Consider the following 17,034-nt stretch of genomic DNA (forward strand, 5'->3'; position numbering starts at 1 on the left):
ATCCCACGCCTGTTCTCCGACTTTGGCCCAGATGCTTCAATCGGGGAACTGTGACATTACTGAATTGCCAATGTGAGACACATTAGCTTTGCGGTTAGACCTTAGAATAGCATAATCCGATTTATGTAAATCATAATCCAGAACTCTAGCCATTTCTCGGCGTACATGTCCGATCTTAAGATCTGCTCCCCGCACCTCACAGAACGCATCTCACTTCCTGATCGACAGAATTGGGCGGAAAACTGTCTGACGGCAGTGCGACAGCGCAACTGCAGAAAGAACGAAATAGCGGACATCGGCCAAGGAGCGACGCTCGGGTGTATAGAACGACCCGAGCTGCTGGAAAGCCGACTTCAGCGGTGCAGAGTTACCGCCACCGCAAATTCATGGGCCTAGCGCGTATGCAAATCGCAGCGCGGTCTAATTTTCAGGGACACGGGCGGTCAGCTTGGTGCCAATCGTCAACGGCATGATCTTAAGCCTGCCCGCGCGCTCGGACAGCGCCTGAGCCATACCGGTAATGCCGAGGCCAGCGCGATGCTGGCTTGGCTTGCTGGGATAGGTGACACCGCCGACGCCGTCATCCTCGATCGTCAGAATATATTCTGCGCCAGCCCATTCGGCGCGCGCTGAAACAGAGCCGGCCTTCGCGTGGCGATAGATGTTGGACAGCGCCTCACGGGTGATGCGCAGAAAGACGGTCTGGATCGGCTCATTCAGATCATCCAGCCATGCCGGGAAATCGCTCGTGCAGCGCAGTCCTGCCCGATCGCAAAATCCGTGAACCAGCGCCTCCATGCAATCCCTGAACCCCTCATCTGCCGGTTGGTCCGGCCTCAGGAGGAATGAAAATGTGCGCAACTCGTCCAGCGCCTGCGACAGAAGCAAGCGGACAAGCGGCAATTGCGCGTGCCCGGATGCCGGGGCGGCGCGGTCCATGCTTTGCAAATACAGATCCGCCGCGACCAGCTTTTGCGCGGTGGTGTCGTGCAGCTCTTGGGCGATGCGGCGATGTTCCTGCGTGCGCGCGACGATCAGCGTGTCGCCAAGCTGGACGACCTCACGCTTGGCCTCCTGAAGCTGCGCGACCATCGCCTGAAACGGGCGTGAGACGCGGTTGCGCAGGAGCAGCACGACCAGCCCGGCGGCGGCCAGCATGGCGAGGCTCATGATCAGCAGGATGCGGCGTGCGCGGGTCAGCGGTGCGCCGATCCAGTCCTGACCGGCGGTTGCGGCGACGGTCCAGCCCGTCAGCGCCGAGCGGTCATAGCCCGTGATGAGGCCCGGCGCGTCCTTGCTATGCGTGACCAGCCCGCGAGGGGCTGCATGCCCGGCCCCGACCAGTCCGGGGATAGCGGTCATGGCTTTGGTTTCGGGATAGCTGGTCAGTTCCTGACCCATCGCATCAAACAGCATGATCCGGCCGCCCGGCAATGCGGCTTCGGCATGGCGCATCAGTCCCGCAAGCCTGTCGCCAAGGATGGCTGTCGTCAGGAAGTATTTCAGAGCGCCCTCGGCATCAGGAATTTTCATGCTGACGGTGACGGCATTGATCCCGGCAACCGGGCCATAGACCCGGCTGGAGATATAGGTACCTTCGGCCTCCAGCCGCTCGAAAAAAAGTGGTTGCGGCGTATAGGCGCTCAGTTCCGGTAAGGCCGTACCAAAAGGCATCGCCGCGTTGGCCAATTGGCGTGTCTGGTCCGAGATCGCCAGAACCGTGCCCTTGGGAAGGGGCGTGCGCATCATCTGCTGGTGAAAGCCGCGCAAATCGTTCTGCACCAAGGCGGGTGAGCTGGACAGCCCGACAAGCCGCGCCAGCGTGGTTTCGATCTCGCGGTCCAGAAGCAGTGACAGCCGTCCTGCCATCTGCGGCAGTTGCGCCAGCCGCGCGTCCCGCTCTGACAGCGCCGAGGAAAGCACGATAAACGCGCCCCCGATCAGCGTCGCGGCCCATGCCCCGGCGATCCACAGATATGCCGCGCGAATGCCGGTGCCGCGCGGCGGAATTGATGCGTTCGATTGAGGCGCGTTCATGGCCACCCACCAGAAAGGTCAGGCCGTGAATAGCAGAGGCATAAGCGTGTGATGAAGCGGTAAAGTACCGGGATTGCACCGTCAGTGCTGGCCCGGTCTCTAGGGTTCGATCAGCCCGTTTCGCACGGAGTAACGCACGAGATCGGCCAGATTGCGCAGGTTCAGCTTACGATGGATGGATGTGCGATGCACGTCCACCGTCTTTGGACTGATCGCCAGCTTGATTGCGATTTCCTTGCCCGAATGGCCCAAAGCGATCAGCTTGATGATCTCGCGTTCGCGGGCGGTCAGGCTTGGCGCCTCTGCGGCCGGTTTGCCCAAATAGGCACGCAACAGGACATTTGCGGCGGGGCCGGGCAGGAACGGTTCGCCCAGGGCCAATGCGTCCAGCCCGGCATCCAGCGTCCGCGTCAGATCGGATTTCAGGATGAACCCCTGCGCCCCGGCCAGAAGCGCATCGCGGATGACGATGTCGTTGTAATGCATGGTAAAGATTATGACTTTCAGCGGCGGGTGCAGTTCCAGCGCGCGCCGCGTCAGCTCGACCCCGTCCATCCTGGCCATGCTATAGTCGAAAACCGCGACTTCGGGGCGCAGATCGGCGATCAGCGTCAGAGCGTGTGCCGGATCAGTGGTCGAGGCGACCACCTGCCAGTCTGGCTTTTCCGCAATGGCGGCGCATATCCCTTTAACGACGATCTCGTGATCATCGACGACAAGAACCGAATGCTTGCGATCTGCGATGGTCGACACCCTCCAATTCGCCGTTGCGCGACAGCTTCCTAGAACTTCATGCTGACACCGATCACAGGACCAGACATTTCAAGACGATATGGCAGCCCGTCCTTTTCCTGATCAATCCGCAAATAGCGATAGCCACCCTGCAGCGACCATTTTTCGTTCAACTGATAGCCCAGCGTGGCGATAACCTGCCATGTTTCTTCCGAGGCGTCGCCGATATGAAAGCCGCCGTAATCCGCCGCGACGCTGGCACTCCAGCCCTGCGCGACCTGCCCGCTGTAGCGCAGCGCCAGAACCGGATCGATCCAGTCATCCTTGATGCGCAATCGTTCCTGAGGCAGCACGCCCGCGCGGAAGGTGAGGGTCACATCGGCCTTGGCCGCCCGCAGGCCCGCACCCAGATCAAGGCGATGCCGTGGGTCCGCCCAGACCTGATAGAACCCGTAGCCGCTGATCGCGGTCAGCTTGCTTTCTGCCGCCACCTCGGAAAACAGCAGCCCAAACGGGCTGGGGGCGCTGCCATCCACATCAAGATAAAGTAGGTCGCCGACCACAGACCAGCGGTCGCGCTGTGCCTGTGCGGTCAGCATGAGGCCCATATCGAGGTTTTCCAGCGCGTCCTGAACGCTCAGCTCGCTTTCAGCCGCGCCGCGCGGCGTCTGAATCCGGGTCTTGGTCTCGGGAAACCACAGATATGAGGTTGCGCTGTAATGCCAGCTCCGGTCCTGCGCCGTGGCCGGGGCTGCTGCTGCCAAAGCTGCCGCAGATCCGGCCAGCAGAATATTCCGCATCATGTTTCAGATTTCCATCAGCAAAGGGCGTTCGGATCAGGGCCAGTCAGAGTTGAAGCCGATGCCTATCCGGCCTTGACGATCGGCGCAGATGTCCAGCGGCCATCCAGTGCCTCGGGCTTAGGCAGATACAGCCGCATGACCGTGTAGAAGGGGGCAGCGGGCGCAGGAAGCCAATTCGCCTCATGCTCCGGACCGGGGCTTTCGGCTTGCAGGTAAAGCGTGATGTTGCCCTGATCGTCGCGCGTCAATCCGTCCAGCATGGCAGAGTTGATCAGATAGCGGTTGATCGGATTGGCCACCAGAAGCTGGCTGTTGCGGTCATACATCGTCAGCGACCAGAAGGCCTCGACCGGAGGCAATCCGTCTGCCGGGAATGTCAGGCGATATTGGGTGGCGCTGCCATCCATCGGGACATTATCGCCGTCCAGAACCTGAATGACATACAGCGCCTCGGCGGCGGAATTGCCATAGATGCCGCCCTGTGCGGCCGCAGCGCGGGTCAGGTATTGCCCCTGCATCTGCCGGGGCGTCCCGAACAGCTTTGCGGAATCGGTCAGCGTCCCCGCCGCATCCCGGATATCCTTGTAGATGGTGGCGATCCCCGCCTTCATCGCCGCCACTGTTTCGGCGGCCAGATCGGCAGGCGGCCACGCCGCGCCGTCGCTGATGCCCAGCCGGGCCAGATTCTCGCGCTGCGGCTCATCGCCCGGCCAGACCGGGGCGAATGGCAGAAGGAAGGCGGCAAGCGCCCAGAAATCGGTCTCCATCAGCGCGTCAGAGATCGGCGGCCAGTCCGTCGCCGGGGCCGCCGCAGGGGCCGCACCGCCGGCCCAGACCGAAAGCGGCTGCGATCTGTAGCCTGCCTGTATTGCTTTGACTTTCTCAAGGTCATCCGGCGCGAAAAGCTGCGTGCGGACCACGCCGAGCGCCAGCCATGTCGGCATCTCAATCACGCGCTTGATGCCTGCGGGCACTTCGCCCTTCCACCCCGGCCCGGTGATCAGGAAATCGCCGCCTTCATTGCCGTCCATCCGGGTGCCCGGATAATCGACATTATTGGTGTAAAGATCGACCAGTTGCAGCGAGTAATAGCGACCCTTCTCGATCGCAGGCATGGTCACGACGACCGGTTCGGCCCGCAGATCAAAGACGATGAAGGAATAGGGCGTGTCGGAATTGGGCGTGATGATCGCCGTATCTTCGGGCGTGTAGACACGGGCGACGCTGACGATCTCATTGAACGGGCCCTTATACTGGCTGCCGTTCTTTTCGACCGCGTATTGATACATGGTGAGGTAATTTTTCACCATCGGAAAGGTGTAGATATAGGCGTCGCGGATATTCGCGCCCGGACCCTGCGCCAGCGCAGGAAAAGCCGGAAGCACGGCGGCCGCAACCGACAGTTTCAAAAGAGTGCGGCGGTTCATTGCACGGCCTCCAGTTCGGGGAAGGTCCAGCTTCCATCAAGAATGGCAGCCTGAGGCCGGTAAAGCCGCACCATCCAGTTCCAGTTTTCCGGCACCGGCAGGCAGTTCGGGATTTCGCCGTCGCAGCCGCCGAATTGCACGGTGACCGAGCCGTCTTGCGCCTTTGCGGCCGTCAGGTTGTTCAGCGTGTATTTCTTCAGGTCATTTTCCGCGATGAAGCCTTGCGCGTTGTAAACAGTGATGGACCAGAACCCCTGAACCGGCACATCCCCGACGGTCAGGCGATAGACCTGCTGACCGTCATTATTTGCTGCGGTGCGGTTCAGATAAAGTGCATCGCGGTCAGGATTGCCGCCCCAGCCCATCGCCGAGCCGATGAAATGCAGGACGGGATCGACCTCGGATCTGGCGCCGAACATGTGCCGGGTGTCGGGCAGATCCGCCGCCAGCGCCAGAATCGTGGCGCGGGTGGCATCACGGCTTGCAGCGTCCCAGTCGGGAACCTCATAGTTGCCGGGGCCGCCGGGCTGTTCCGCCGTGATCTGGTCCTGCAGCTTGTGCACCGCCTCCAGATCCGCCGCGTCATCGGGATTCACCAGCGTGCGGATGCCCAGCATGACATAGCGCGTGCCGATATCTTCGCGCTTCAGCGTGTAAGTTCCCGCGTCGTAATGGACCCCGTGCGTATAGTGGTCCTGATCAAAGACCTGCATCGACATGAAGCGCCCGTCGGTCTGGGGCACGGTGATGGTCACCGGCCCCGCATCCAGATCGAACAGCGCCGACGAGTAAAGCGTGTCGCGGTTCATGCGGATGATCGCCTGTTTGTCGACCGGCGTCATGGCACGTTCATGGCCCAGCATGCCAACCCCGCCCCGCGCCGCCACCACGGCCGAGAAGTAAAGGTCGCTCTCGGCCCGGATGAAATTCGTCGCGTTGACAGTGATCGGTTCGGCCAGCGCTGGTGCGGCGGCCAGAAGACCCAGTGCAAGCGTGCGGGAAAACAGGGTGAACATGATGTCTCCTGAAGTGAAAGGTTGGGTTACGCCAGCGGGCACGGTCAGCAACCGACGACGCGAAAGCCTGTTTCAAACGCTCAATTTGCCGGGGGCACCGGCGACAAAGTCCCGGATTTCGGACAGACTTGCACCGCAGCCGCTCTTGCCAGCGGCGGGACCAAGGCCAATGTGCCAGTGTTGGTTTGGCAATATCGTTTCACTTTGCACACTCCTTCACGCAAGGCGTCAACCATTGCAAAGGCAAGACTACCTTTCCAAGCGCTTAATGTGAGGATTAGCCTGCACGGCAGGCGTCGGGTATAGAGGAATCACCTTATGCGAGATGAGGAAAATCTCGGAGTCGCCTGAAAATGACCCGCGCAGACGTTGATCCCCCGGCAGCGCAAGGCCTGTGACCTGCCCCCTGCGCGTCCCTCATTCATATCCAGAATCTGCGGGTTTGAGATTGGTAGTCGGGCAGGTGGCTCTGGGCAAGTGCGCCGGACGCAGAGCCCTCAAGTTGCTCAAGCGAGGGTGCGGTCAAGAAACTGAGGCTTTGCGTCATTGAAAATGGACAGGCCGCTTGTCTCCACCGGCCCCGCAAACCGGGGCCGGTGGGGTAATGCTCAGGCGACAATTTCGCCGAACTTGCCGCTTTCGAAATCGGCCATCGCCCGACTGATCTCGTCAGCGGTGTTCATGACGAAGGGCCCATGCATCACGACCGGCTCGTTGATCGGTTCGCCGCCGAGGATCAGCAGCGTCGCGTCATTGTTGGCCTCAATGGTGATCTCTCCGCCTTGCCGATCCAGCAGCACGAATTGAGCTTCGCGGGCGATGGCATCGCCGTTCACCTGCACCGTGCCCTTCAGCATCACCACCGCCGCAGTGTGACCTTCGGGAAGCGTCAGCGACGCCACGCTATTCTGGTTCAGCCTGACATCCCACAGATCAATCGGCGTGAAGCTATGCGCCGGGCCATGTTCGCCGCCATATTCACCGGCAATGACCCGAAGCTTGCCCGCACCCTCGGGCAGATCGACCGAAGGAATGTCGCGGTTCAGCAGCGTCTGATAGCCGGGATCGGCGTTCTTGTCCTTTGCCGGCAGGTTCACCCAAAGCTGCACCATCTCAAGGTTGCCACCCGTTTTGGTGAACGCCTCCGAGTGGAACTCTTTGTGCAAAATGCCGCCCGCCGCCGTCATCCACTGCACGTCACCCGGACCGATCAGACCGCCTTGGCCGGTCGAGTCGCGATGCTCGACCTCGCCCTCATAGACGATGGTCACGGTTTCAAAGCCGCGATGCGGATGCGTGCCGACACCACGCGGCTTGCGCGCCGGCGGGAAGTTCACCGGCCCGGCATAGTCAAGCAGCAGGAACGGGCTCAGGTGATCGCCATGGCTCATGTGCGAAACAGCGAGCGGACGGGAAAACCATCGCCGACCCAGTGACCGCGGGGCGCGCTGTAAACCCCAAGAACTTTACTCATGATGCTTCTCCTTTCTTGCCGCGCTGTCCGGCGCGACTGATGTGCAATGAACATAGGATTGAGACAAATCTGGCGGTAGCTGGCGATATTGCGCTACAATGTCCTGAAATTGGGACAATGGCCGCCATGCAAGACCGGAACGACCTGCGCCTTTTTGCCGAAGTGGTGGCCGCGAATGGTTTTGCCGCTGCCGCCCGCAGGCTTGGGGTTCCGCGGTCGCGCATCAGCCGCCGCATCGGCCTGCTTGAAGAGGGGCTGGGCGTGCGGCTGATCCACCGCTCGACCCGGCACTTCGCCGTCACCGAGGTCGGCAAGTAGTATTACCGCCATTGCCTTGCCATGCTGGCCGAGGCCGAGGCCGCGCAGGACTCCATCGACCGGATGCGGTCCGAACGCAGGGCACGGTCAAAGTGAGCTGCCCGTCCTCGGTGATCTATTTCCAGATCGGCGATATGATCGCCCGTTTCATGGAGCAATGCCCAAAGGTCGAGGTGCATCTGGAAAGCACCAATCGCCGGGTCGATGTGATCCGCGAGGGCTTCGACTGTGCCATCCGGGTCACGTTTCCGCCGCTGGAAGACAGCGATCTGGTCATCCGCAAACTGGCGGACAGCCCGCAGCGGCTGGTGGCCAGCCCTGCGCTTATCGAAAGGTTCACGCGCCCGCTATTGCCCACCGATTTGCCGACGCTGCCCAGCATTGCGTGGAATCCGTCGCAATCGGAGCATGAATGGAAACTGCAAGGGCCGGATGGCACATTGGCCACGATCCGGCATCAACCGCGCTTTGTGACCGAGGATATGGCCGCGCTTCGGCTGGCGGTCCTGCGGGGCATTGGCATCGGCCAGCTTCCGACTTTCGTCGTCGAGGACGATCTGAAGGCGGGCCGGTTGATTGATCTGTTGCCCGATTGGGCCCCTAGGGCGGGGATCATTCACGCGGCTTTCCCATCTCGGCGCGGATTGCTGCCCTCGGTGCGGGCGCTGCTGGATTTCCTCGTCAAGGATTACGCGGCTTTGGACATCAAGCGGTCGCCGGCGATGATGCTGAGACACGAAGGCGAATAGATGGGGTGGTTGCCCTCCGCCCCGAACCGGAACTGCCCTGCAACTGTAGGCGGCAAGCAGGATACGAAGACGCCACTGCGGCCCTTGGGCCATGGGAAGGCCGCATCCCGCGATGACCCGCCGGTCAGGAGACCTGCCGACGCATGAAGCCCCTGCGATCCGGGCGGGGGTGTCCGGGAGGTGCCAGATATTGTTTGATCCCACGGTTTGAGGGTGCGATCCTTTCTGTGGAATGGAAGGAAGCATTATGTGTCCACTTAACCTTCTTGACTGACGAATGACATGACGGTTTCGACGGTCCTCCGGCCCATGTTTCGATAGCCGAGATGGGGTCATTCGGTGTTGTAGTGGACGACTGGGCGGGCATAGCGGTCGACGTCCATCAGACAGGAGTGCAGTAGGTCTCAGTGGTTGGGCAAGGAGCGTCAGATCAATGTGGGTTTCCTTGCCGGGGCCAATCAAGCTCCGAGGGCCGCGGCAAGGAAGCATCAGATGGGCCCCCGCCTTTACTGGGGCGCGGGCGGGGAGGGAATGTATTTGATATTCACAGCCCCGATCTTGCCGTTATATTTGAACGGTGCGCGCTCGAAATAATCCTCGACCACGGGCGAGAAGCTGTCGCGGCCGATATCGAATGTGTCGTTCGTGGTGAAGAAGAGGCTGGGCGTGCGGGGGGCTCGACCTTTGGCGACCTCGACCCCTTCGATGCGGATGGTAACATCCATCGGCATAGCCGGCCCTTCGGGACGCAGAGATTCCACTTCGATCTTCACGGGCCCCGTGGGCAGGGGCTCGGTGGTCTCGATCCGGGTGCGCTCGACTTGGAAGGTGTTGAACTCGAAAGCAAGATTGCCGTCATCGACCCAAAGCGCGAGTCCACCCGCATAGGCGCCAAGCGCGTAGAGCACGCCTTCGGAATCGGGCTGGAGATCGACCTCCATTGAAACCAGCGTGCTGGCCGAACCCAGTTTCGGCGCATTGAATTCCGGAACCTCATACACGTCTTGTGTAAAGGAAAATTCGGTCGCCGGATTGCGCGGGCTGTATTCGGGATGGAAGACCGTCGACCACAAGCCCCCACCGATCGGGAACGCCTTGTTTTCCTCGGCGGTGCGGTTGAAGCCCTCGATCATGGCGGCGAGTTTCTCGGGGTGGTCGGCCGCGATGTCCTTCGCCTGCGAGAAGTCGGTGCTCAGGTTGTAAAGCTCCCAGGTGTCCTTTTCGGGCGACCAGTCGAAGATCGCCGGATCGAAGCCCGGGGCCCAAGGAACGCGCGGTCCGAAAACCGAAGCCATCCAGCCGTCCTCGTAATAAGCGCGGCTGCCCATGACCTCGAAATACTGACTGTGCTTGTTTTCTGGCGCCTTGGCATCGGTCAGCGAGGCCACCATGCTGACGCCGTCCATCGGATCCTGCGTCACCCCGTCGACCGTGGTGGGCGGCGTGATGTCAAGGATGTCGTAGATCGTCGGGACGATGTCGTTCACATGATAGAACTGGCTGCGCGGGGTTTTGTCATGGGGCAGTTTCGCGGGCCATGACACCGCCAGCGGCGTGCGCGTGCCGCCCAGATACCCAGCCAGCAGCTTCGTGCCCTGATAGGGGGCCGAGCCAGCCCAAGCCCAACCTGCGTGATACATGTTGTCGGTGCGGTGGCCGCCAAGCTGGTCAAGCCCGCCGATCTCATCCAGCACGCGCAGGTGGTCCGCGATATTGGTCGCTATGCCGTTTTGCGCCATCAGTTCCGACACCGTGCCGCCCTGTCCCTCGGAGGACGAGCCGTTATCGCCCCAGACATAAAGGATCAGCGTATTGTCGCGGATGCCCAGCTCTTCCAGCGTGTCGACAAGGCGGCCTGCCTGCGTGTCGGCATGTTCGGCGAAACCGGCAAAAACCTCCATCAGACGGGTCTGGAACTCACGCTCATTTTGCGGGATGTCGTCCCAGGACGCCATGGTCGGATGCCGGTCCGAGAGCACCGCATCCTGCGGCAGCCAGCCAATTTCTTTTTGCTTGGCAAACATTTCCTCGCGCAGGGCTTCCCAACCCTCGTCGAAGCGGCCGTCGTATTTGTCGGCCCATTCCTTGAAGATGTGATGCGGGCCATGGGCCGCGCCCGGTGCCCAATACACCAGGAACGGGCGGTCAGGGGCCTGTGTGTGCTGGGTCTTGATCCAATCGATGGCCTTGTCGGTCACGTCCTCGGTCAGGTGATAGCCCTCGCGCTCGTGCTGGGCCGGCAGACGGCGGGTATTTTCCACCAAAGCCGGCTCCCATTGCGAGGTTTCGCCCGAAAGAAAGCCATAAAAGTAGTCGAAGCCGACAAGCTGACCCGTCGGCCAACGCTCGAACGGGCCGACGGCAGAGGTATCGGTCGCGGGGGTGTTGTGCCATTTCCCGAAAGCCGAAGAGGTATAGCCGTAATAACCCAGAACCTTGGCCAGCGATGCAGAGGTAGCAGGCCAGGCGCCGGTATAGCCGTCCCAGTCATTGGCGAATTCCGCGATCTGGCCAAAGCCGGTGCGATGGTGGTTGCGCCCCGTCAGCAGCGCCGCACGGGTGGGAGAGCACATGGCAGTGGTGTGGAAGCGGTTATAGGCGACGCCGGTATCGACGACCCGCTCCATCGTGGGGGTGTTGATCGGGCCGCCAAAGGCCGAAGACAGCGCGGGGCCGACATCGTCCAACATGATGATCACGATATTGGGCGCATCCGCAGGCAGATGTTTCTCTTTTACGACCTGCTTATAATCAGCGGCAGATTGGCCCATGGTCAGCTGCGCCTTGGGGCGTTCTGGCTCGGGAAAAGGAAGGCTGTTCTGAGCCAGCGTCAATGAGGGGCAGGCGAGTATCAGTGCGAGCGTAGAGCAATGCAGAAAACTGCTACGGTGAAGAGCTTTCATCTTCAGATTCCTGTTTTATTCCGTTTAATGCAAATAATCCACGGTGAAGCTGTCGATCTTACCGGTGAAGGCGAAGGGCGCGCGGTCGTAATAGGCCGAGGAAACCGGCGATTGCGTATCGCGGCCGACGTCGAAGCTGTCGTTCGGGGTAAAGCCGATCGAGGCGGTTTCCGGCACACGACCCGAGGCGAGCTCTTGGCCGTTGACGCGGATCACCACATTCATGCCCGCCGTGCCGGGGGCATCTTTGACGCTTTCCACTTCAAGATCGATCTTGCCTTCGGGCAGGGTATCGGTGCTTAGCCGGGTGCGCTCGATCATGAATTTGTTGTATTCATAGGTCAGCTTGCCGTCTTCGAGCCAAAGCGCCACACCGCCGGAATAGGCGCCCAGAGCGTAAAGCACACCTTCAAGCCCTGCCATGTTCTCGAAACTGAGCTTGAGCAGGTTCGAACGCGTGCCGAGGCCGGCAGCCGAGCCCTCAGGGATGCCGTAGGTGTCCTGGCTATAGGTGAAGGAGGTCGCCTTGTTATGGGGCGCATCTTCGGGGTGGAGCACCATCGACCACAGCCCGCCGCCGACCGGATAGGCGCTGTTGGCTTGGGCCGCCGTGTCGAAACCTGCGATCATCTCGACCAGCTTCTCGGGGTTTTCGGCCGCGATATTCTTGGACTGCGAGAAGTCGGCGTTCAGGTTGTAAAGCTCCCACGTGTCGTCGTCGGGGTTCCAGTCGCGGATTTTGGGATCGATCCCCGGAACCCACGGAATGCGCGGCCCCATGACCGAGGCGATCCAGCCGTCCTTGTAATAGGAGCGGCTGCCCATGACCTCGAAGAACTGGTCGGGCTTGTTTTCCGGCGCGGCCGCATCCTCGAGCGAGGCCAACATCGAGACGCCGTCGATCGGCGATTGCTCGACCCCATCCACCACACCGGGGGGCGTGATATCGAGAATGTCGTAGATCGTCGGGACGATGTCGTTGACATGGTAGAACTGGCTGCGGATCTGGCCGTCATGCTCGATGCTTTTTGGCCATGACACCGCCAGCGGCGTGCGCGTGCCGCCGAAATGCGCGGCGACGAGCTTCAGCGACTGGTAGGGTGCCGACCCCGCCCAGGCCCAGCCCGCGTGATACATGTTGTCGGTCTTGTGCCCGCCAAGCGCGTCCAGACCGCCAAGTTCTTCGTTCAGGACGCGGATGTGGTCCTTGACCTCGGTCTTGATGCCGTTCTGGGCCAAAAGCTCGGCGATGGTGCCGTTCTGGCCCTCGGCCGAGGACCCGTTATCGCCCCAGACATAAAAGATCAGCGTATTGTCGAGTTTGCCGGTCTTTTCCAGCTCGTCGATGATCAGGCCCGCCTGCGTATCGGCATGTTCGGTGAAGCCTGCATAGACCTCCATCAGGCGGCGCTGGAAGTCGCGCTCGTCCTCGGGGATGCTGTCCCAACCGGCGAGGTTGTCGGGGCGCGGGGTCAGGGTCGCATCCTCGGGCAGCCAGCCTGCGGCTTTCTGGCCCTCGAACAGCTTTTCGCGCAGCTCGTCCCAGCCCTCGTCGAAGCGGCCTTTGTATTTGTCGGCCCATTCCTTGAAGATCTGATGCGGCCCGTGCGAGGCCCCTGGTGCCCAATACATCATGAAGGGCTGGTCGGGCGAGACGGCGTTATGGTTGCGCAGCCAGGCCAGTGCCTTGCTGGTCATATCCTCGGTGAAATGGTAGCTCTCGCCGTGCTGCAGGTCGAGGCGGGTGGTGTTCTCGACCACCGCCGGCTCCCATTGCGAGGCCTCGCCGGCAAGGAAGCCGTAGAAATAATCAAAGCCCACCAGACGGCCGGTCGGCCAGCGGTCATAGGGCCCCATGCGCGAGATTTCCGCCGAAGGCGTGTTGTGCCATTTTCCGAAAGCCGAGGTCGCATAGCCGTAATAGCCCAGAACCTTGGCGACCGAAGCGGTATTGGCAGGCCAGGCACCGCTATAGCCGTCCCAGTTGTTGGCGAATTCCGCGATCTGGCCGAAGCCGATCCGGTGCGGGTTGCGGCCCGTCAGCAGCGAGGCGCGGGTGGGCGAGCACATGGCCGAGTTATGAAAGCGATTGTAGGACACGCCGCTTTCTGCGACGCGCGCCAGCGTCGGCGTATTGATGACCCCGCCATAGGCCGAGGGCAGGGCCGGACCCACGTCATCGAGCATGATGATCAGGATGTTCGGTGCATTGGCGGGCAGACGGTTGACCTGCGCGGGCCGCTCGTAGGTCGAAAGCTGCATCGTGCGCTCGGCCTTGATGCCGGGCTGCTCGGGGAAGGGCAGGATGTTCTGGGCCAAAGCCGGTGCTGCAAGCAGCATGGCCAGAACCGATCCGCCAGAAAAAAACGTATTACGCATGAAAACCTCGGGTTTGAACGTGTCGCTCCGGCAAGGACGGGCAATGCCGGAACAGGGAAAACAGGGGCCGCGCCACCCTGCGGCGGGACGCGTTGATCGTGTGGGGTCAGCTGCGCAGGACACAACGGAAGCCGACATGGCTGGTCGAAGTGTCGATGGGTTCGGGATGGCGCGCGGCAGGGCGGTAGCGCTGGCAGTAATTTGGCGCACAAAGATGCGAGCCGCCCTTGAGGACCTTTCTCGGGATCAGGATTTCGGGCTGGCAGGGATCCTGACTGTCATCGGCGTCGAGAACGCGCGGATTTTTCGGAATGCAGCAGGCTTTCGCGGCATCCGCAGGGTGGTTCTGGGTCCAGAAATCCGAGGTCCATTCCCAGACATTGCCGATCATGTCGTAAAGGCCATAGCCGTTCGCAGGGTAGTGGCCGACGCGCGAGGTCGTGCGCCAGCCGTCCTCGTCGGTATTCTGCCACGGGAACTGGCCTTGCCATGTATTGGCCAGATGGCGGCCGTTCGGGGCCAGCTCGTCGCCCCAAGCGTAATCCGCGCCGTCCAATCCGCCGCGTGCAGCGAATTCCCATTCCGCCTCGGTCGGAAGATCCTTGCCCGCCCAATGCGCATAGGCCAGTGCATCGGTATAGGAGACATGCACGACGGGGTGATGCTCCAACCCTGCAATCGAGCTGCCCGGCCCAAAAGGTGCGCGCCAATTGGCACCAAAGCAGAACTCCCACCACATACCCCAATCATCGAGGGGAACGGGGCGGTTGGGCTGGCGGAAAACCAGCGATCCCGGTTGCAGCATTTCGGGCAAAGCGCCGGGGTAGTCCTCGGGATTGGGGGCGGTTTCGGCAGTGGTGACATGTCCGGTTTCACTGACGAAGCGGGAGAATTCAAGATTGGTGACGGGCTGGGCGTCCATATGGAAGGGATCGACATGGACTTTGTGGACGGGCGCTTCCTCGGGATAGTGACGGTCCGATCCCATTTGAAAAACTCCTCCAGGGATGGAGGCCATGTTGGGGGATTCGAACTTCATAGATCTATTCACCCTTCAGAAAAGTGCTCATTCCTCAGTCCCAACCGATTGAAATATCAGAGATACCATAGCGTTAAGATTAACCGAGGCTTACCCAGTGCTGTATTCATATAAACTCTTATGAGAGTTGAGGAAAAACACCTAGGCGCAAGAGCATTTCGCGGCGCCATCGACGAATGATCGGAATGCGGAATGCCGCTTGGCAGCATTTCCTCTTCTCGACCATCCGGAATGGGCCGGTGCCGTATCGTGGCAATAATTGCCCCAGCCTGGGGGATGATGGTAAAGGGCTAAATTGCCATGAAGCGAGCTATTCGACTTCACGCCCCTTCCTCCGAAATTACCGCATTCAGGATCTCCACCACGATGCCGAGGAACCGTTCCGGATCATCAAGGGCATTGCTGGCCAAGAGCAGCGGCATGGCGCGGGCGGTCAGCATTTCACCGTTCTCGCCACGCCGGGGCGGCGCTTGGAAATATACCGCGAGCTGCGCCTTGCCGGATTTCGTCCGATAGGCGGCCTTGACGAAGAATCCGGTTGGGTGCCGCCCGCCGCTCAAGGCTCCTCCCTCACTGCAGCCTTCCCTCTGAGTCCCAACCGATCAAGCCGGGCCAGAAACTGGCGGTGTCGTTCCGAGACCTGCTGCGCACGCAGGAACTCGGTCTGGCGGGTGGCATCCATGCAGGCAAAGTATTCTGAACTCGCCGCAAAATAGCGCTCGAAATCCTCCGCGATGAGAACGGCATAGCGTGCCAGCGGCGCGTCGTCCTCGGGCATGAAGGGCTCTTCGGGCGGCGAGCAGTTGCCGGAATCATATGCCCCCTGCCCGAGCGCTGGATCTAACCAGAGCGTCAATGTCAGCGCCCAAACCAGCGGCACCATCCAGATCATGCCGAGACCCGCTTTCGCCGTAACAAACCTTTCAGGGCCCCGGAGAGATTGAGCTCGCCCCGCCGGTCCTGCGTCACGAAGCCGCGCAGCATGGCGCCTGGAGCCCGGACCGGCGCGCTCGGGTGGTCGCGGTTCGCCTCGATCAATAGCACTGCGAGGGACGCGCGAAGCGAACCGAGCTGGTCCAGGGCTTCCTCCCAAGCCGAGTCCGTGATGCCGAGATCGCGCAACAACATGATCGCGGTGCTGCGCAAGACCCGCTCAGTGACCTCGCCTGTCGGAGAAAGGGCCTCAAGGCAGAAGCGGAAATCCGGTCCGGCGATTTCTCTGACCACCTCCGGCGTGAGCCAGTGTAGATCATCTCGTCCTTGCCCCCTCCCCTTGTCCGGGCGCGGTCTTCGCGGATCCGCGGGGACCGGTCGCGACACCGTTTCTCCTGCATTCCCTCTTTCAAGAATCTTTGGAGTTGTAGTTTCTATTGCCGGTAGCCCGGCTTCCGCCATGCCGGAAGTATTGCGGCGACATGCGAGGCAGGCGCGCGCTTCAGCCAGCAGGATCTCGACCTCGGTGAGATGACGGGCGAGATCATCTGCGCAGCGGAAACCGGCATAGCGGCGCGGCCAGGAGGCAAAGCGGCGCGACAGATCTGGCAACGCCGGATGTTGTGCATTATCTTCCAGCAACTGCTCGATGGCCCGTTTCACGTCGCGTTTCGCAGCCGAGCATTCAAGTCTCAGCACCGAGAGCCGATGCATCTCCTCTTTATGCGCGGCATCCATGGCCAGAAGCCGGCCGAGGTTTTCCAGGATCGGTCGGAAATTGATCCCAAGCCGACGACCGCCGGAAAGCTGACGGCCGGAACGGCGGCCATTGGCAGCGGTGTCGATGCGGATCATCCCGAGCGCTTCGAGCCCTTTCTCATGCAGCCGCAATGTGCGGTCGCTGATGTCGAGATCGCGCGCGATATCCTGTTGGGCGCGGAAACAGACCGGATCGCGGCCCGGATCGTGCCAATCTGCCGGGGCGGTGTGACGCATCAGGCGCAAGAGCACCGCGCGCCGGGCCGCGCCAAGGCCGAGCTGCCGGGCCAGGCGTTCGACGAGTTCAATGACATGGCTGAGCGTCAGTCCGCCGGGCAAGACGGGGTGCATCCGTTGGGTCGTTGGGTTCATGATCTGCTGCTCCTCATTTTCGAGGCACAGGGCCGCAAGCAAGCCGGATCCATTCGCAGAAACTGCGGCTTTGCTCTTGAATCCATGGGAGAA

General features: G+C 61.4%; 13 protein-coding genes, 1 pseudogene and 1 riboswitch. Of the genes and pseudogenes, 2 read left to right on the forward strand and 12 right to left on the reverse strand.

All coding sequences use genetic code 11. The features are described from left to right. Positions 1 to 420: 420 nt before the first annotated feature. The 6 genes from IB235_RS22470 to IB235_RS22495 all read right to left on the reverse strand — a co-directional run bounded on the left by IB235_RS22470 (position 421) and on the right by IB235_RS22495 (position 7,406). Positions 421 to 2,037: a sensor histidine kinase gene (locus tag IB235_RS22470; protein ID WP_192338625.1), complete on the reverse strand. Its 1,617-nt coding sequence runs from the start codon at positions 2,035 to 2,037 to the stop codon at positions 421 to 423. Between the two features lie 99 nt (positions 2,038 to 2,136). Then, a complete protein-coding gene (locus IB235_RS25975; protein ID WP_192338626.1) occupies positions 2,137 to 2,790 on the reverse strand; it encodes a response regulator transcription factor in 654 nt (217 codons plus the stop codon). A 29-nt stretch (positions 2,791 to 2,819) separates the two neighbouring features. After that, on the reverse strand, positions 2,820 to 3,572 hold the full coding sequence (locus tag IB235_RS22480; RefSeq protein ID WP_192338627.1) for an outer membrane beta-barrel protein: 753 nt from the start codon (positions 3,570 to 3,572) through the stop codon (positions 2,820 to 2,822). Positions 3,573 to 3,634: 62 nt separating this feature from the next. Further along, the gene (locus IB235_RS22485) at positions 3,635 to 4,999 is read right to left on the reverse strand and encodes a DUF1254 domain-containing protein (protein ID WP_192338628.1); all 1,365 of its coding nucleotides are present in this window, start codon (positions 4,997 to 4,999) and stop codon (positions 3,635 to 3,637) included. Continuing rightward, a complete protein-coding gene (locus IB235_RS22490) occupies positions 4,996 to 6,015 on the reverse strand; it encodes a DUF1254 domain-containing protein (protein ID WP_192338629.1) in 1,020 nt (339 codons plus the stop codon). The genes IB235_RS22485 and IB235_RS22490 overlap by 4 nt, the downstream gene beginning before the upstream one ends. Positions 6,016 to 6,623: 608 nt before the next feature. Beyond that, positions 6,624 to 7,406 (reverse strand): pirin family protein, encoded by a 783-nt coding sequence (locus IB235_RS22495; protein ID WP_225612549.1) that lies wholly within the window; start codon positions 7,404 to 7,406, stop codon positions 6,624 to 6,626. A gap of 200 nt (positions 7,407 to 7,606) precedes the next feature. Between IB235_RS22495 and IB235_RS25380 the strand changes: the two genes are divergently transcribed. Together IB235_RS25380 and IB235_RS25745 are read left to right on the forward strand one after the other, a co-directional pair. Beyond that, complete coding sequence (locus IB235_RS25380; protein WP_225612550.1) at positions 7,607 to 7,807, forward strand: LysR family transcriptional regulator; 201 nt, start codon at positions 7,607 to 7,609, stop codon at positions 7,805 to 7,807. A 134-nt stretch (positions 7,808 to 7,941) separates the two neighbouring features. After that, positions 7,942 to 8,433, forward strand: a pseudogene (locus IB235_RS25745) (LysR substrate-binding domain-containing protein); the annotation flags it as partial. Positions 8,434 to 8,507: 74 nt separating this feature from the next. Beyond that, positions 8,508 to 8,712: riboswitch (cobalamin riboswitch) on the forward strand. A 350-nt stretch (positions 8,713 to 9,062) separates the two neighbouring features. Here the strand turns inward: IB235_RS25745 and IB235_RS22505 are convergent. The 6 genes from IB235_RS22505 to repC form a co-directional block, all read right to left on the reverse strand. Further along, positions 9,063 to 11,459, reverse strand: a complete 2,397-nt coding sequence (locus tag IB235_RS22505) for an arylsulfatase (protein ID WP_192338630.1) — start codon at positions 11,457 to 11,459, stop codon at positions 9,063 to 9,065. Positions 11,460 to 11,483: 24 nt separating this feature from the next. Next, positions 11,484 to 13,838: an arylsulfatase gene (locus tag IB235_RS22510; RefSeq protein WP_192338631.1), complete on the reverse strand. Its 2,355-nt coding sequence runs from the start codon at positions 13,836 to 13,838 to the stop codon at positions 11,484 to 11,486. Positions 13,839 to 13,944: 106 nt separating this feature from the next. Then, complete coding sequence (locus tag IB235_RS22515; RefSeq protein WP_225612551.1) at positions 13,945 to 14,877, reverse strand: formylglycine-generating enzyme family protein; 933 nt, start codon at positions 14,875 to 14,877, stop codon at positions 13,945 to 13,947. A gap of 320 nt (positions 14,878 to 15,197) precedes the next feature. Continuing rightward, positions 15,198 to 15,437, reverse strand: coding sequence for a hypothetical protein (locus IB235_RS22520; RefSeq protein ID WP_192338633.1), 240 nt, complete (start codon positions 15,435 to 15,437; stop codon positions 15,198 to 15,200). Continuing rightward, positions 15,434 to 15,769, reverse strand: coding sequence for a hypothetical protein (locus IB235_RS22525; RefSeq protein WP_192338634.1), 336 nt, complete (start codon positions 15,767 to 15,769; stop codon positions 15,434 to 15,436). The genes IB235_RS22520 and IB235_RS22525 overlap by 4 nt, the downstream gene beginning before the upstream one ends. Beyond that, positions 15,766 to 16,941 carry a replication initiation protein RepC gene (repC, locus tag IB235_RS22530; protein WP_192338635.1) on the reverse strand — a complete coding sequence of 392 codons (1,176 nt, stop codon included), beginning with the start codon at positions 16,939 to 16,941 and terminating at the stop codon, positions 15,766 to 15,768. Before repC ends, IB235_RS22525 begins: the two co-directional genes overlap by 4 nt. Between the last annotated feature and the right edge of the window lie 93 nt (positions 16,942 to 17,034).

Origin of the sequence: Paracoccus sp. PAR01 (assembly GCF_014851995.1) — a bacterium.
In the GTDB taxonomy this organism is placed as follows: domain Bacteria; phylum Pseudomonadota; class Alphaproteobacteria; order Rhodobacterales; family Rhodobacteraceae; genus Paracoccus; species Paracoccus litorisediminis.

Coding starts and splice junctions, on each gene's coding strand:
- IB235_RS22525 (WP_192338634.1), bottom strand. CDS start 15,769: ATGATCTGGATGGTGCCGCTGGTTTGGGCGCTGACATTGACGCTCTGG.
- IB235_RS22505 (WP_192338630.1), bottom strand. CDS start 11,459: ATGAAAGCTCTTCACCGTAGCAGTTTTCTGCATTGCTCTACGCTCGCA.
- IB235_RS25380 (WP_225612550.1), top strand. CDS start 7,607: ATGGCCGCCATGCAAGACCGGAACGACCTGCGCCTTTTTGCCGAAGTG.
- IB235_RS22480 (WP_192338627.1), bottom strand. CDS start 3,572: ATGATGCGGAATATTCTGCTGGCCGGATCTGCGGCAGCTTTGGCAGCA.
- IB235_RS22510 (WP_192338631.1), bottom strand. CDS start 13,838: ATGCGTAATACGTTTTTTTCTGGCGGATCGGTTCTGGCCATGCTGCTT.
- IB235_RS22485 (WP_192338628.1), bottom strand. CDS start 4,999: ATGAACCGCCGCACTCTTTTGAAACTGTCGGTTGCGGCCGCCGTGCTT.
- repC (WP_192338635.1), bottom strand. CDS start 16,941: ATGAACCCAACGACCCAACGGATGCACCCCGTCTTGCCCGGCGGACTG.
- IB235_RS22490 (WP_192338629.1), bottom strand. CDS start 6,015: ATGTTCACCCTGTTTTCCCGCACGCTTGCACTGGGTCTTCTGGCCGCC.
- IB235_RS22495 (WP_225612549.1), bottom strand. CDS start 7,406: ATGAGCCATGGCGATCACCTGAGCCCGTTCCTGCTGCTTGACTATGCC.
- IB235_RS22470 (WP_192338625.1), bottom strand. CDS start 2,037: ATGAACGCGCCTCAATCGAACGCATCAATTCCGCCGCGCGGCACCGGC.
- IB235_RS22515 (WP_225612551.1), bottom strand. CDS start 14,877: ATGAAGTTCGAATCCCCCAACATGGCCTCCATCCCTGGAGGAGTTTTT.